Here is a 14018-nt window from a genome sequence, read left to right as displayed (position 1 = left end):
TCTTTTTTTCTTGTTTTCGAAGAGAGGATTTTGGCATAGACTTTGCATAATCAAGATTAAAAAGGGATTTGGGGATATTTTCAGGGAGGAGGGCTTATGGGAACGAAAATTTCACGAAGAAAATTTCTAAAATTGGGAAGTATTGCGGCTTTTTCTCCTTTTGTGCGTCTTGGAGATACGGTTAAGGTTTCGCAAAAGGCCCCCGATCCGGTGGACTATGGGGTGGAGCGGCGGGTGCCGCTGCGGTGTCGGATGTGTGCTCAGCAGTGTCCAGCGATTGGGGTGGTCAAGGATGGACGACTCATAAAGTTGGAGGCCAATCCCCATCTCCCCTATTCCGGGATCTGTGGGCGCAGTCGTTCGACCCCGGCGGCGCTTTATAATCCGGACCGTCTGAAGTACCCCCTCTTGCGGGTGGGAAAGCGCGGAGAAGGAAAATTTAAACGTATAAGTTGGGACGAGGCCCTAGAGCGTATTGCCTCCGTGCTCCGCAAGTATCGCGAGCGCGGGGAGCCCGAGAAGGTGGTCTATTTTCCGCGTTTTACCTCTGCGGCCGGGCTCGACAAACCCTTTTGGCACCTCTACGGCACACCCAACATCCTAAGTTATGCCGATACCTGTCATTCCGCAGGGCACGACTGGGGTCTTGGGGCCTATTTCGGGCATCCCATGACCCCAGGGGCCTTCTGGATGGACTACCCCAACGCCCGCTTCGGGGTTCTGGCCATGCGCAACCCTGCAGGGGGGCTCTGCGTTTACCAGTTCGGTACCCTTTTCGGAGAGGGCCGGCGCAATGGGGTAAGGCTGGTGGCCGTGGATGTGCGGTTTCCCAATGAGGCCGTGGAGGGAGCGGGCCGCAAATGGCTTCCCATCCGTCCTGGGACAGACGGGGCCTTTCATCTGGCCCTGGCCCACGAAATCGTAAAACGTCGGGGGTATGACCAGGAATATCTTATAAAGGAAACCAATGCCTGCATGCTTATTGATCCCGAGACCCTGGAGCCTTATGCCCCCGAAATTCAGGAAAAGGTAGATCCCAAGACCAAGAAGAAAAAGAAACATGTGCGTTATCGGGTGTGGGACCAGGCTCAAAATAGGGCCGTCTTCAAAGATGAGGCTCAAAAGCCAGCTTTGAGAGGAGAGTTCACTGTAGAAGGGCGAAAGGTCATTACGGCCTTTGAGGCCATCGTTCAAGCCCTGGAGAAGTACACCCCGGAATGGGCCGAGAAGATTACCACGATTCCGGCTAACGAGATCCGCGCCGTGGCCGAAGAATTGATCAAGGGTAAGCCCCGGGTCTTCGTGGACACCGGCTGGTACTCCGAACGTTACGGGAATGTCATGCGCCAGTTCCACTCTTTGGGCCTGGTGAACACCCTCCTTGGGGTCTGGGAAAAGAAGGGTGGGGTAGGGGGCATTCCCAAGGTGAAACTCCATGGCCCTCTCCCCAAGGTGCCCAAACCCAAGGCCCTCCAAATCACCAAGTATTACCAAAAGAAAAAGGGTTATCCTTTTCTCAATCCCAAGGCCGGCAGGCGCTTTGCTTTTGAGGCCCTGCGTACCGGGGAGCCCTACGAACCCAAAGTCATTTTCGCCATGGGCCAAAACTTCATCGGGGGCTCGGCCGGTTCTCCCGAAATGACCAAGCTCCTGGACAAGGTGGAACTCATCGTCTGTATGACCCCTTTCATGGATGAAAGCTGCCTTTATGCAGATATCATTCTCCCAGACACCCTCTTTCCTGAAAGGGATGAAGCCCTGCATTTTAAGTTCAAGCAGTCTATGCCCACGGTGGCTATGCATATGAAGGCTGTGGAACCGCCCTTCGAGGCGCGTCCGGGCTCTTGGGTCATCTTGGAGCTGGCCCGAAGGGTCCTTCAGCCCGAGGAGTTTGAGAAGTATTTCGGGGAGTTTGCCCGCGGGGGATGGGAGGTGGGCTGGCGCCGGCAGCTGGAGGGTCTAGAAAAGAAACACCCCGGGCTCACCTTGGAACGTTTAAAAAGAGAAGGAGTTTGGTACGGCAAACAGAGCTATAAGATTAAGAAGAAGACTTACACCGGGGAGGTGGAGATCTTCAGTCTCCTCTTCCTTGAAAAATGGAAAAAACTCAAGGCCGAAGGACATCCTCATGCGGACCATGCCCATCCTCTTCCCCTTTGGGTCCCGCCTTTCTGGTGGGAGGAGGCCCAAGGGAAGCTCAAGGAGGACGAATTTATCCTCTGTACAGGCTTTTCTCCGCTCAATTCCTTTACGGGAGGGCAGACCCGGAACAATCCCCTGCTTCTCGAGATCTGGAAAGAGATCGGGGTGGACCGGGTGTGGATACATCCGGAAAAGGCCCAGAAGCTGGGAATTTCGGATGGAGATGTGGTGGAGGTCTTTCCGGCGCATAACCCTCGGGCTGTAGCTCGGGCTCGAGTCTGGGTTACCCCTCTGGTGCATCCAGAGGTCCTGTTCTCCTACTACGGGGTGGCCCCGGGGATCTATCCCCAGCTTAAACGCTATTTGGCCTTTATGCCCGAATATGGAGTGAACATAAACCACTTTTCAAAGTTTCACTTTGCCCCTCTTCAGGGAGGGCATGCCACCCAGGATGTCATTATTAAGGTGAGGAGGGTTTAGCCATGAAAGTAAGTATGCTCTACGATATGCAGGCCTGTGTACGGTGTTATGCCTGTTCGGTGCAGTGCGGGATTGAAAATCGGGCCCGCCTGAGTCGAGATGGAAGAGGCACCTCGGAAAGAGTCCTTGAAGAACAGCGTCCAGAGCTGCGCTACATCTTTCCGGTCTTTCGTTACATAGGTCCTTATCCTGGGCGGGCGGTCTCCTATGTGCATCACTGCATGCATTGCGAAAATGCCCCGTGTGCCCGAAGGTGTCCGGCTGCGGCCATTGAGGTTAAGCCTTATGGGCCGGTGGTCATCCACGAGGAGCGCTGTATTGGCTGCCGGGCCTGTATAGAGGCCTGTCCCTATGGGGTGCCTCATTTCAATCCTCGCATGGGCAAGACTTATAAATGCTTTATGTGTTACGACCGGGTGGAGGCTGGTCTTTCGCCGGCCTGTGTGGAGGCTTGTCTGGCCAAGGCCCTTTATTTTGGAAGTCGCGAGGAGGTCTTGGCCGAAGCCCGGCGTCGGGCGGCCAATTACGAAAGGCGGCTAGGAGAAAAGTTCATGGTTTACGGGGCCGAGCCCGTAGGGGAGGCCACGGGATACCTCCATTGGGTGACCGTGGGACCGGAAAAGTTCCTTAAGGAATACACTCTGCGTCCAGAGGCCGCGCAGAAACCTATTGAGGCCTTGGATGCGGTCCGGACCATTGGTTGGGTCCTCTTCGGGACTTCGGCCGCAGGGATCATTGGGCATTTCCTTTACAGCCTCGGCAAAGAGGCCGAGGAATAATTTCTCGTTAAAGGAGGAAAGTCATGCGAGAAATTCAAGCCTTCAATAAGTTTCAAAGGAGCATGCACTTACATTACATCCATTTCATGGTGGTCTTTTTCCTCACCGGGCTTCCTCAGGTAGCCCCACACACCTTTCGCTGGCTACTTTACTTTTTCTGGATTCCCTTTGCCTGGTTTTCCCCGGAGACCACTTATCTCTCTGGAGGCATGAAAGTGGCTATGGTATTGCATCGGTTGGCCGCGGTAGGGCTCTTACTTTGGCTCCCTCTTTTCGTCCTGCGCGAGATCAAGAATGCTCCCCGCTGGCAGATCTGGCCCGAAGGAGGGCCTATAGCGGGAATAGCCGAGCTCCTTAAACACTATTTTACTTTTAAACCCGGGCGCTTTGGAAAATACAACTTTGGTCAGAAGTGTCTGGCCTGGTTCACCATCCTAGGCACCGGTATCATGGTGGTCTCCGGTTGCGTCCTTCTTTTTAAAGACGCCTTTAGTCCCGGGGCTTGGCGCTGGGCCCGGTTTTTCCACGATGTGGGCTTTGTGATTTTTCTGGTGATTCTTCCCGTCCATATCTACATGGCACTTCATCCCCTGAATCGTAAAGGCTTCCGGGCTATGTTCGAGACGGGGACCCTTCCCGAAGATTATGTAAAGGCCCACCACCCCTTGTGGTGGGAAAAAATAAAGACTTAAGGGAGGTGGAAAAATGAGGTGAGGAGTTTGAGGGCGGAGGCAAACTTTGATTTGCAATTTCAAATCTTTAAAAAAGGAGGGAAAAGATGGCCGATCCTACAGTAGGAAAATGGATAGCTCCCATTATCTACTTAGGTGCGGCGGTTCTTCTAGCCAACGGACTTCTCCATCTGGATCCCGAACGCAAGAAATCCAATGAGCGGGTGGTGGGAGTGGTAACCTTCACGGTGGGTGTGATGTGGTGGCCCTTCCTCATCGCTATGATGGTGGTCCAGGGCTTGGGGCCGCTTACCAATTTTGTGACCGGTTTGGCGGGGATGTACGCCTTTGCCTTTACTGCGCTTGGGGCCTGTGAGATCTGGGACATAAAGCCTCGGCGCCAATTGGGAGCGGTATTCATCCTCATTGGCTGGCTCACCTTGGCCTACGGGGTCTATTGGCTGGTCTATCCCACGCCTAAATGGGTCTATCACTTTTCCATTGCCTTTGTGTGGTTTGTGGCTATGAATTTGGCGGGCTTTTTCATGAACGGCAAGGTGAGCGAAAAGGTCCTAGGGTATGTGGTGACCTTTGCCGCCCTTTACACCTTTGCCATTCCGGCCATCCTTTGGTCCATGCCCCCTGGACACCAGGGGCCTTTTTAATTTAAAAAGGAGGTGTAGATCATGATTCCTTGGGGCTTGGTAGTCTTAGTTATAATTGGTTGGATAGTGGCCTTGATTGCCTGGTCCGGAGAATAAAGGGAATGGAGGGGAGGGGGGGCCCCCTCCCCTAAGAAATTTCAGAAATATACTAATACTTTTAGGAGGTGAGGGATGAGAGGCAAAAGTTGGTGGGGAGGAGTGATCCTTATTCTTCTCTTTGCTCTGGTCTGGGTGGGCCCGGCCCGGGCCATGACCCAGGAGGAGGAGATCCGCCAGCTCAAGGCCCAGGTGCAGATGCTCCTTAAGCGGATCGAGGAGTTGGAAAAGCGCCAGGCTCAGACGGAAAAGGCTGTGGAGAAGAAGGCCCCGGTGAACTGGAGAGCTTACTGGAAAAATGGTTTCCGGATCGATTACAAAGATCCGGAAAAGAATCGGGAGTATCGTTTTCGTTTCCGCACCGGAATCCAGTTCCGTTACACCTATATGTCCCGCGATGAGGATTTTTCCGGGGGAAACGAAAATTATAGCTCCTTTACCATGCGGCGTCTGAGGTTCTTTGTGGACGGGACGGCCCCTAACCGGGACTGGAAGTACTTCGTGCATGTACAACTTGAGCCCAAGAGTAAGGTCAACGTGCACGACGCCTTTGTGATCTGGAAAAAGTATGCCCCCTTTTTTAAGGTGCAGTTCGGGCGGATGAAGATCCCGGCCATGAGTGTGGAGTACTGGCAGAGCGGTTTCAAGCAGAACGGAACCGACCGGACCATCTTCACCGACGATTCGGAAAACTACTGGCCTTATTCCGGAACGAAAAAACTCAGAGTAGGAGGGCACCTTCTCGACAACGGTTTTCCTATTGGAGGCATGCTCCTTTACCGCTCGCAGGGGGTAAATGTGAACGGGGCGCTTGATCTATTCGGGAAGAAACAGTTTCTGGCCTACTGGTTCGGCTGGTACAACGGGCGGGACACCCAGGGAAAGACTAACTCCGCCAGCGACGATCACCTCTATTCCTGGCGTCTGGCCTTTAACCTTCTTCCGGGCTCCGACCCGCGTGGACCTCTAGGCCCGGGCACCTTCAACAACTACTTCATGCAGGGAGATTACGGCTACAACACTAAGCCGGCCCTGGCCCTCCTCCTTTCCGGATTCTGGGCCAAAGATCGAAGGACCACCTATTATGCTTACAATGGCACGGCTATGAACGGAGCTCACGACATCAAGAATTACGGGTTCGATGTAGCCCTCCTCTTCCGCTACAAGGGCTTTTCCGCGGACGTGGAGGGGGCCTGGGAGGAGTTCATCCAGGATCCAGACAAGGGAGGAAATGCTTATAACCTTGTTCCTGTAGGAACCCACGATGAGGAAACTTGGGATCGCTGGGGCCTTAGGGTTAATCTGGGTTATTTCCTAGTGCCGCGCAAGTGGGAGGTCACCTTTAAGTACGCCTATCTAGTCCGTCTCGACGACAATACTCCTCTTGATTCCCGCAAAAGTGGACTCGGACTGGTCAAGTTTGATGACGGGAAACTGGGGGTGGAAGACTATCTTCAGCAATTTGTCCTCGGAGTTAACTACTATCTTCACGGATTCAATCAATACATAACCTGTGATCTCTCTCTTCTTCAACTTCACGCCGAGGACGCTTCGCCCTCAGAAGCTGCGGCCATCGGAAAGGCGGCCACAGATTTTGATTCCGGTACCCAGGACGACTGGCGCTTCCGGGTGATGTACCAGCACTGGTTCTAAAAGGGGGCTTCTCGATCTTCTAAAAGGGGGCGGGGTCTTCCCGCCCCCTTTTGGTGTTCTTTCTTCTCTGCTAAAAGGGAGGGGATGGAGCGGCGCAAGTTCTACCGGGTCCTTTTTCCGGCTGAGGTTACGGTCCTTTCTCAAGGGGAGTCCTTTCCGGCCCGCCTTAAAGATATCGCCTATGGTGGGGCCTATCTCCTTTCCGAGAGGCGCCCCCCTGTAGGTTCTCGCCTGGAACTGATCGTCCGCCTGGAGGGTATGCAGCCGCCTCCGGAAATTCGTTTTTTGGCCGAGGTGGTGCGTCACGGGGAGGACGGCTTTGGGGTGAAGCTCGTGGCCATCGATCTCGAAAGCCTTACCCACCTCCGGCGGCTTCTTTATTTCAATCTTCCGGATGCCGACCAGGCCGAACGAGAATTGCGGGACCTCCTGGGAGAGGCCGTGCTCGAATTTTGAGGCCATGGCTTATCGCTGTCAGGAATGTGGCTATCGCTCGGTGAAGTGGCTTGGGCGCTGTCCGGGCTGCGGGGCCTGGGAGAGCTTCGCTGAGGAAAGGGAGGAAAAGACTCCCCGCGTCTCTCGCTCTTCCCCGGCCCGTATCCTGCGGCTTTCCGAGGTCTCCGGAGAAGGCTTCAAACGCTACGCTTCGGGACTTTCCGAGTTTGATCGGGTCCTGGGGGGAGGGCTGGTCCCCGGGGCCCTGGTCCTCATCGGGGGAGATCCCGGTATCGGAAAATCCACCCTTCTTCTTCAGGTGGCCGGAAGATATCTTTCCCAGGGTCTTTCGGTGATCTATCTCTGCGGAGAGGAATCCCCGGGGCAGGTGCGCCTGCGGGCGGAAAGGCTAAAGATTCCGGGAGAGCTGGAGCTCCTTCCAGAAACCGACCTTTCGGCGGCCCTGCCCGCGGTGCGCGAGCGGCATCCGGCCATCCTCATGGTGGATTCCATCCAGACCGTCTATCTTCCGGAGCTTTCCTCGGCTCCGGGTTCGGTCTCCCAGGTCCGGGAGGCCACCGCGGCCCTCCTGCGGCTGGCCAAGGAGGAGGGGGTGGCTATTTTCCTGGTGGGACACGTGACCAAAGAAGGGGTGATCGCCGGTCCCCGGGTGCTCGAACATCTAGTGGACGTGGTCCTCTACTTTGAAGGGGAAAGGTCCGGGCCCTACCGGCTCCTGCGCGCGGTGAAGAATCGCTTTGGACCGGTGGACGAGATCGGGGTCTTTGAGATGCGGGAGGCCGGCCTCTTTCCGGTGGAAAATCCCTCCCGGTTTTTTCTCTCCGGAGGCGGGGGAGCGGTCTTTCCGGCCCTGGAGGGGACGCGCCCCCTTCTGGTAGAGATCCAGGCCCTGGTGGTCAAGAGCTATCTGGCCTCCCCCCGGCGCACCGCGGTGGGTTTTGATCCCTGGCGGCTTTCCATGCTGCTGGCCATTCTGGAAAAACACCTGGGGGTTTCTTTTTATGACCGGGACGTCTTTCTCAACGTGGCCGGGGGGCTGCGCCTTCGGGAAACCGGGGCGGATCTTGCGGTCTGTGCGGCCCTTCTGGGAAGCCGCCTGGAAAAAGATCTTCCGGAAAAGACCGTATTTTGCGGGGAAGTGGGGCTTTCCGGGGAGGTGCGTCCGGTTCTGGCCCTAGAGACCCGTCTTAAGGAGGCCCGGAGGCTGGGCTTTTCCCAGGCGGTTTTGCCTTGGGGTCAGGAAATTCGGGATTTTCCTCAAGTACGCCCCCTCCGGCAGGTGCGGGAACTCCTGGATCTCCTTTGAGTGCTTGTCTTGTCTGGAAGAGACGGTTATGGTTTAAAGAAATTTTAAAATCCGAGGTAAGGAGGAGAGTATGGCCGTTTGTCAGGTGACCGATCAGACCTTTGAGGAGGAGGTGCTCAAGTCCGATATTCCGGTACTGGTGGACTTCTGGGCGGCCTGGTGTGGGCCCTGTCGGGCTATCGCCCCGGTTATTGAGGAGCTGGCCGAGGAGTATCAGGGCCGGCTCAAGGTCTGTAAACTCAATGTGGACGAAAACCCGGTAACTCCCGGAAAATACGGTATCCGGGCCATTCCCACCCTGATCTTTTTCAAAGACGGGCAGCCGGTGGAAAGTATCACCGGCGCGGTGGCCAAGAGCACCATTGAGGCGGTAATCGCCAAGGTCCTCGGGAGTTAAATGCAACCGGATGCGGATCTGGTCATCGTAGGAGGCGGGCCGGCGGGGCTTACGGCCTATATCTATGCCGCGCGGGCCCGCCTGCGCACCCTTCTCGTGGAAAAACTGGCCCCCGGGGGGCAGGTCCTGGTCACGGATTTTGTGGAAAACTATCCGGGATTTCCGGAGGGGATCTCTGGGGCCGAGCTTATGGAGAGGTTTACGGCCCACGCCCGGGCCCTGGGGTTGGAACCCTTACAGGACGAAGCGGTAGGGCTCTCGATCGAGGGGGAGTATCGGGTGGTCCATCTGGCCAGCGGGCGTAATCTGGCGACCCTCACGGTAATTGTGGCCACCGGAGCCCGTCCTCGCAAGCTCGGGGTTCCCGGGGAGGCGGAACTTACGGGAAAGGGGGTCTCTTATTGCGCCACCTGTGACGGTCCCTTTTTCCGGGACCAGGTCATCGCCGTGGTGGGCGGGGGAAACACCGCCGTCCAGGAAAGTCTTTTTCTTACCCGTTTTGCCCGCAAGATCTATCTCATTCATCGGCGGGACAAGCTCCGGGCCACCAAGATCCTCCAAGAGCGGGCCTTTGCCCATCCCAAGATCGAGATCCTTTGGGACACCGTGGTCACCCGGATCCTGGGGAAGGAGGGGGTGGAGGGGGTGCGGCTTAAGAACGTTAAGACCGGAGAGGAAAGGGAACTTCCGGTAGGAGGAGTCTTTATCTTTATCGGGATTGAACCAGCCACCTCCTGGCTAGGAAGCACTTTGGCCTTGGACGAAGGGGGTTTTATTATCACCGATTCCGAAATGCGCACCTCGGTGCCCGGGGTCTTTGCGGCCGGTGATGTACGGGCCAAGGCCTGTCGGCAGATCGTAACCGCTGCCGGAGATGGGGCCACCGCGGCCTATATGGCCGAACAGTACCTGGCCGAGAGGGAAAAACCATGAGAAGACTGCTGATCTTCGGGATCCTCCTCCTTTTCTTTCTTCCGGCCTGTGGGCCGCGGGAGAAAGGGACAGGGGGGCTTCTTTCCTGGTTTGCCAAGAAGCCTCAACCGGCGGAGGCCAAGCTCCGGGAGCTGGTGGAAAGGGCCCAGAGGCACTTCGAGAGGGGTTATTACGAGCTTGCCGAAAAGGATTTCGAGGAGATCCGGGATCGCTATCCAGACTCTCCCTATGCCCTCTGGGCGGAGCTCAAGTTGGCGGATTGCAAATTCTTTGCCGGTAAGTACCTGGAGGCCGTGGTCCTTTATCAGGAATTCGAAAAACTCCATCCCACCAACGAGGCCGTGCCCTACGTGATCTTTCAGATCGGGACCTGTTACTATCGCCTGATGCTTTCGCCCGACCGGGATCAGACCAACACCCGCAAGGCCATCGAGGCTTACGAAAGGTTGATCAAGACCTATCCGGATGCCCCCTACGTTTATGAAGCCCGTCGGCGGATTGCCCGGGCCCGGGAAAGGCTAGCCGAACACGAACTATATGTGGCCCGCTTCTACTACCGCACCGGAGGGTATCGGGCGGCCTACTATCGCCTGCTTTATCTCCTGGACAATTATCCGGAGACCCGGGCCGCGGCCAAGGCCCGGCGGCTGGTCTACACTTATTATCGCAAGGCCCAGGAGGAGACCCGGGCCCTGGCTGAAGGACGCCTCAAGGACTTCTGGGGCCAACCCTATCCCTAAGGCCCTTCCCCCTTGGTTTCCTCCTCTAAGGCCTCCTCGAGCTCTTTGAAAAACTCGTCTTTTCCCGGGGCCGGGAGACTCTCGGGGGAAGAAGCCTCTTCTGTCTTAAGGGAGGGTGCGGTTTCAAGGGCTTCCGGTTCAAAGCCCGGAGGAGGTGGCATCTCCGGGGTGCCGATAAAAGAGGGCGGGGGAAGGATGGTGTCCTTGAGGATGAGGTCTTCGGGCAGACGGGGTTCATAAAAAGGGCCCAGAGTTTCCGAAAGGGCCGAGAGGTCTTCTCCGCAGCGGGGACAACTCTTACGGCCTTCAAAGGTGATAAAACGGCACTTGGGACAACGCATACAACCCCTCCTCAAGCCTGGTTTATGATACTATATTAGGCCAGAGAGGAGGAAAAGTAAAATGCGCAGGTTGCTTTTAATAGGATTATTGATGGGGATGGTGGCCTGTACCCCTAAACCGGGGGTTAATCTGGCCTCCAAGGCCTGTATGGTCAAAAAGCAGGTCTCTGCCGAGGAGGTGCGTCGCTATCTGGGGCCTCCTCAGCGGGTGGAAAGGCTTCCTGACGGAAGGGTGGTCTGGTTTTACTATAATCTTCAAAAAGATGCCCTGGCGGCCGTACCCTTTCTGGGAGAAAAATTCGGGCGCCAAGAGATTGAGGTCCTCAGGATCACCTTTTCTGCGGGCCGGGTGGTGGACTGCCTTTATTATGTGACCGAGCCCCGCTCATGAAGGCCGTCTTCCAGGAGCCGGATATTTATCGCCGGGCCCGGGAACGCATGGTGGAGACCCAGATTGCGGCCCGGGGGATTACCGACGAGCGGGTCCTGGCGGCCATGCGCAAGGTCCCCCGGCACCTTTTCGTGGACGAGGCCCTGCGGGATCAGGCCTACGCCGATCATCCCCTTCCTATCGGAGAGGGACAGACCATATCCCAGCCCTATATTGTGGCCCTTATGACCGAGGCCCTGGAACTTAAAGGGGATGAAAAGGTCCTGGAGGTGGGCACCGGCTCCGGGTATCAGACGGCCATTCTAGCGGAGCTGGCCCGCTGGGTTTATTCCATCGAACGTTATCCCCGGCTTCTGGAACGGGCCCGTCGAATTCTGGAGGCCCTGGGCTATACCAATGTGATTCTCCGCCTGGGGGATGGGACCAAGGGCTGGCCGGAGGTGGCTCCCTTTGAGGCCATCATCGTGACCGCCGCCGGCCCCAAGATCCCCGAGCCCCTTCTGGAACAGCTGGCCGAGGGAGGGCGGCTGGTTATGCCCGTAGGAGATGAGTGGTCGCAATATCTGGTCAAGGTGGTCAAGAAGGGAGGAAAGTTCTACCGGCAAACTCTGGAGCCGGTGAGATTCGTAAAACTGGTGGGGGAGTATGGTTTTAAGGAATAGGCGTCGGGTGGCGGTCATCGGGACGGGCATTGCCGGAAAAGAGGTCTATGAAGCGGCTTACAGGGTGGGAAGGCTTCTGGCCGAAAGAGGGGCCATCGTCTACACCGGGGGGCTGGGAGGGGTCATGGAGGCCGCAAGCCGGGGGGCCTTGGAGGCCGGGGGCCTTACGGTGGGCATCCTCCCCGGGAACAAGGTCGAAGAGGCCAATCCTTATGTAGAGATCCCCATAGTCACGGACATGGGGCATGCCCGAAACGTGATCCTTATTCGTTCGGTGGAGGGGGTGATTGCCGTCTCCGGGGGTTACGGAACCCTTTCGGAGATCGCTTTGGCCCTCAAGATGTGGAAGCCGGTCTTTGGTCTGCGGACCTGGCCGGGCATTGAAGGGGTGACCTATGTGGAAACCCCCGAAGAGGCCGTAGAAAAGCTTTTCCGGCTCCTAGAGGGGGATATGTAGGTTTAAGAACCGGATGTATATGCTTGGGGAGCTCCGGTGGATTATTACACGGAAAAAGATGCCCCGGCGCCACCTGGATTGTGCTCGAAAGATACTGGAATTTGTAGTCCGGCAGGCCGAGGGAAGATGAGGGGCTGGCAGGCCTTTCGAGAAGGACTGCGCCAGAAGGCCCTGGAGGAGGCCCCCGATATTTGAGGGCCCTGGGACTTCGGAATTATCAGGCTATACTCTTCGGATCCTTTGCTCGCGGAGATTTCGGAGAAACCAGTGACGTGGATCTTCTCATCATCTCTGAGGAACTTCCCCGGGATCTGCGGGAAAGGATGGAGGTTCTTTCCCGGGCCCGTCTGGTGGCCCCTAGGGTGGAGCCGGTGGGCTGGCGCCCTGAGGAGTGGGAGGCCCGTAAAGAAAGGGGCGATCCCTTTATAAAGATTCTGGAGGAAGAAGGAATTCCTTTGTCTTAAAAGAGATAAATGACCTCCCCCGTCTCTAGGGGGAGGGTCTTCCCCTCTACCTCTAAAAGCAGGGTGCCGTCAGGTTCCAGTTCTCGGGCCCAACCCACCAGGGGTTCCTCTTTTTCCAGATCCGTGGCCCAGGCCACACAGCGTCCCAGGGTGTCGGAAAGGCGCCGGAATTCTTCGGCAAGAAAATTGGGGGGGACCTCTTCGTAAGGGGCAAGCTCTGCCTCCAGGGCCCGCAGCCTTCCGTAATAGAGTCGGAGTCCTTCCAAAAAGAGTTCTTCCAGCTTTTCAAGATTCAAAGGCCGGCCCCGAAGACGGGCCAGGCTTTCGGCCGGGAGTCCTTTCGGAGGGGGATTATTCACGTTGATCCCCACTCCGGCCAAAAGCCATTCGTTCCGTTTCTCAAGGAGTACTCCGGCGATCTTGTGTCCCCGGTAGTGGAGGTCGTTTAGCCAGCGCACCCGGGCCGGGATCTCCAACCTTTCGGCCATCCAGCCCAGGGCCAGGCCGAAGATCAGGGAAAGGAGGCCTCGGGTCTGAGGAAGGTGGTCGTCGTAGAGACTCAGGGCCAGCCACAGTCCCCCAAAAGGGGCATACCAGGTACGGCCGTGCCGACCCCGGGCGGAAAGGACCTCTCCGGCCCGCAGGACCCGGCCATGGGCGGTCCGGGGCTCGGAGAGGGCCAGCTCATAAGCCAGGGGCATGAGGCGCTCTGCCCGGGGAAAGTACCGCCGGTCGGCTCCGATCTCCCGGGCCCTCAACTCTCCGGCCATTCCTCCTCGATGCGGGCGATTACCCGCTCCAGATAGGGGACCTCTTCCGGGGCACAGAGACCGAGGAGGGGCTCCCCGGCCGGGACCACCTCGTGGGGGGAGAAGAAGACCTTGAAGATCACCATGGGAGGGCCTTCGTGCCGGATGGGGGTTTCTCTTTTCATAAAGGTCATGATGAGGAGTTCTTCCCCGGGCCGCACCAGAGGCCGGCCTTCCTTACGCAAACGGGCCTCCATTTCCGGGGGCAGGAGATAACGGGCGGTCTCCGGAGCCCTTACCAGAGAGAGAGTCTCCCGCAGGACCTCGGCCACAGCCTCCTCCCGGGAAAGGGGATGCCAGATCTCCAGCACCTTTTCTCCGGCCTCCAGGAATCTTCCGCGGAGCTCCTCCCGCAGGTGGCGTACGCGGCCGCTTACCCGCGCCCGGATGGTCTTGGGGTTGCGCTCTCTTTCCAGCACGAAAAGGCCTTCTCCGGGCCGCACTTCCTGATCCTCGGCCACCAAGATCTCCTGGAGATAGCCCGTATGGGGGGTTTCCACCGGATACACGCAATAGGGATGGCTGCGGAGTTTTTGCAAAAGTTGGTTTATGCGGGCGTGGTCTATAGCCATGGTC

General features: G+C 57.2%; 17 protein-coding genes. 14 read left to right on the top strand and 3 right to left on the bottom strand.

Going from position 1 to position 14018, the window contains the following annotated elements:
* Positions 1–162: 162 nt before the first annotated feature.
* The 10 genes from FVE67_RS01155 to FVE67_RS01110 all read left to right on the top strand — a co-directional run bounded on the left by FVE67_RS01155 (position 163) and on the right by FVE67_RS01110 (position 10318).
* Complete coding sequence (locus FVE67_RS01155; protein ID WP_168718846.1) at positions 163–2622, top strand: molybdopterin-containing oxidoreductase family protein; 2460 nt, start codon at positions 163–165, stop codon at positions 2620–2622.
* A 2-nt stretch (positions 2623–2624) separates the two neighbouring features.
* Entirely contained in the window at positions 2625–3401 is a 777-nt protein-coding gene (locus tag FVE67_RS01150; protein WP_168718845.1) for a 4Fe-4S dicluster domain-containing protein, read from the top strand.
* Positions 3402–3424: 23 nt separating this feature from the next.
* A complete protein-coding gene (locus FVE67_RS01145; RefSeq protein ID WP_168718844.1) occupies positions 3425–4093 on the top strand; it encodes a cytochrome b/b6 domain-containing protein in 669 nt (222 codons plus the stop codon).
* Positions 4094–4179: 86 nt separating this feature from the next.
* Complete coding sequence (locus FVE67_RS01140; RefSeq protein ID WP_168718843.1) at positions 4180–4737, top strand: hypothetical protein; 558 nt, start codon at positions 4180–4182, stop codon at positions 4735–4737.
* A gap of 171 nt (positions 4738–4908) precedes the next feature.
* Complete coding sequence (locus tag FVE67_RS01135; protein WP_168718842.1) at positions 4909–6486, top strand: hypothetical protein; 1578 nt, start codon at positions 4909–4911, stop codon at positions 6484–6486.
* Positions 6487–6570: 84 nt separating this feature from the next.
* Positions 6571–6942, top strand: a complete 372-nt coding sequence (locus tag FVE67_RS01130) for a PilZ domain-containing protein (RefSeq protein WP_168718841.1) — start codon at positions 6571–6573, stop codon at positions 6940–6942.
* Between the two features lie 4 nt (positions 6943–6946).
* Complete coding sequence (radA, locus tag FVE67_RS01125; protein ID WP_168718840.1) at positions 6947–8248, top strand: DNA repair protein RadA; 1302 nt, start codon at positions 6947–6949, stop codon at positions 8246–8248.
* 70 nt (positions 8249–8318) lie between these two features.
* The gene (trxA, locus tag FVE67_RS01120; RefSeq protein WP_168718839.1) at positions 8319–8645 is read left to right on the top strand and encodes a thioredoxin; all 327 of its coding nucleotides are present in this window, start codon (positions 8319–8321) and stop codon (positions 8643–8645) included.
* Positions 8646–9578: a thioredoxin-disulfide reductase gene (trxB, locus tag FVE67_RS01115; protein ID WP_168718838.1), complete on the top strand. Its 933-nt coding sequence runs from the start codon at positions 8646–8648 to the stop codon at positions 9576–9578. It abuts the gene before it with no gap.
* A complete protein-coding gene (locus FVE67_RS01110) occupies positions 9575–10318 on the top strand; it encodes an outer membrane protein assembly factor BamD (protein ID WP_168718837.1) in 744 nt (247 codons plus the stop codon). Before trxB ends, FVE67_RS01110 begins: the two co-directional genes overlap by 4 nt.
* Here the strand turns inward: FVE67_RS01110 and FVE67_RS01105 are convergent.
* Complete coding sequence (locus FVE67_RS01105; protein WP_168718836.1) at positions 10315–10659, bottom strand: hypothetical protein; 345 nt, start codon at positions 10657–10659, stop codon at positions 10315–10317. The genes FVE67_RS01110 and FVE67_RS01105 overlap by 4 nt on opposite strands.
* Positions 10660–10720: 61 nt before the next feature.
* On the opposite strand from FVE67_RS01105, the gene FVE67_RS01100 reads away from it, so the two are divergent.
* The 4 genes from FVE67_RS01100 (at position 10721) to FVE67_RS01085 (ending at position 12633) form a co-directional block, all read left to right on the top strand.
* Positions 10721–11050 carry a hypothetical protein gene (locus FVE67_RS01100; protein ID WP_168718835.1) on the top strand — a complete coding sequence of 110 codons (330 nt, stop codon included), beginning with the start codon at positions 10721–10723 and terminating at the stop codon, positions 11048–11050.
* Entirely contained in the window at positions 11047–11712 is a 666-nt protein-coding gene (locus FVE67_RS01095) for a protein-L-isoaspartate(D-aspartate) O-methyltransferase (RefSeq protein WP_168718834.1), read from the top strand. The genes FVE67_RS01100 and FVE67_RS01095 overlap by 4 nt, the downstream gene beginning before the upstream one ends.
* Positions 11696–12169: a TIGR00725 family protein gene (locus FVE67_RS01090; protein WP_168718833.1), complete on the top strand. Its 474-nt coding sequence runs from the start codon at positions 11696–11698 to the stop codon at positions 12167–12169. Before FVE67_RS01095 ends, FVE67_RS01090 begins: the two co-directional genes overlap by 17 nt.
* Before the next feature lie 191 nt (positions 12170–12360).
* Positions 12361–12633: a nucleotidyltransferase domain-containing protein gene (locus FVE67_RS01085; protein WP_168718832.1), complete on the top strand. Its 273-nt coding sequence runs from the start codon at positions 12361–12363 to the stop codon at positions 12631–12633.
* On the opposite strand, the gene FVE67_RS01080 is transcribed toward FVE67_RS01085, so the two are convergent.
* Together FVE67_RS01080 and FVE67_RS01075 are read right to left on the bottom strand one after the other, a co-directional pair.
* Positions 12630–13403 (bottom strand): biotin--[acetyl-CoA-carboxylase] ligase, encoded by a 774-nt coding sequence (locus tag FVE67_RS01080; protein ID WP_168718831.1) that lies wholly within the window; start codon positions 13401–13403, stop codon positions 12630–12632. The two genes, FVE67_RS01085 and FVE67_RS01080, sit on opposite strands and share 4 nt — an antisense overlap.
* Positions 13388–14014 (bottom strand): biotin/lipoyl attachment domain-containing protein, encoded by a 627-nt coding sequence (locus tag FVE67_RS01075; RefSeq protein ID WP_168718830.1) that lies wholly within the window; start codon positions 14012–14014, stop codon positions 13388–13390. The genes FVE67_RS01080 and FVE67_RS01075 overlap by 16 nt, the downstream gene beginning before the upstream one ends.
* Between the last annotated feature and the right edge of the window lie 4 nt (positions 14015–14018).

This window comes from Thermosulfurimonas marina (assembly GCF_012317585.1).
Taxonomy (GTDB): Bacteria; Desulfobacterota; Thermodesulfobacteria; order Thermodesulfobacteriales; family Thermodesulfobacteriaceae; genus Thermosulfurimonas_A; species Thermosulfurimonas_A marina.
This window is presented reverse-complemented; position numbering and strand designations above follow the sequence as displayed.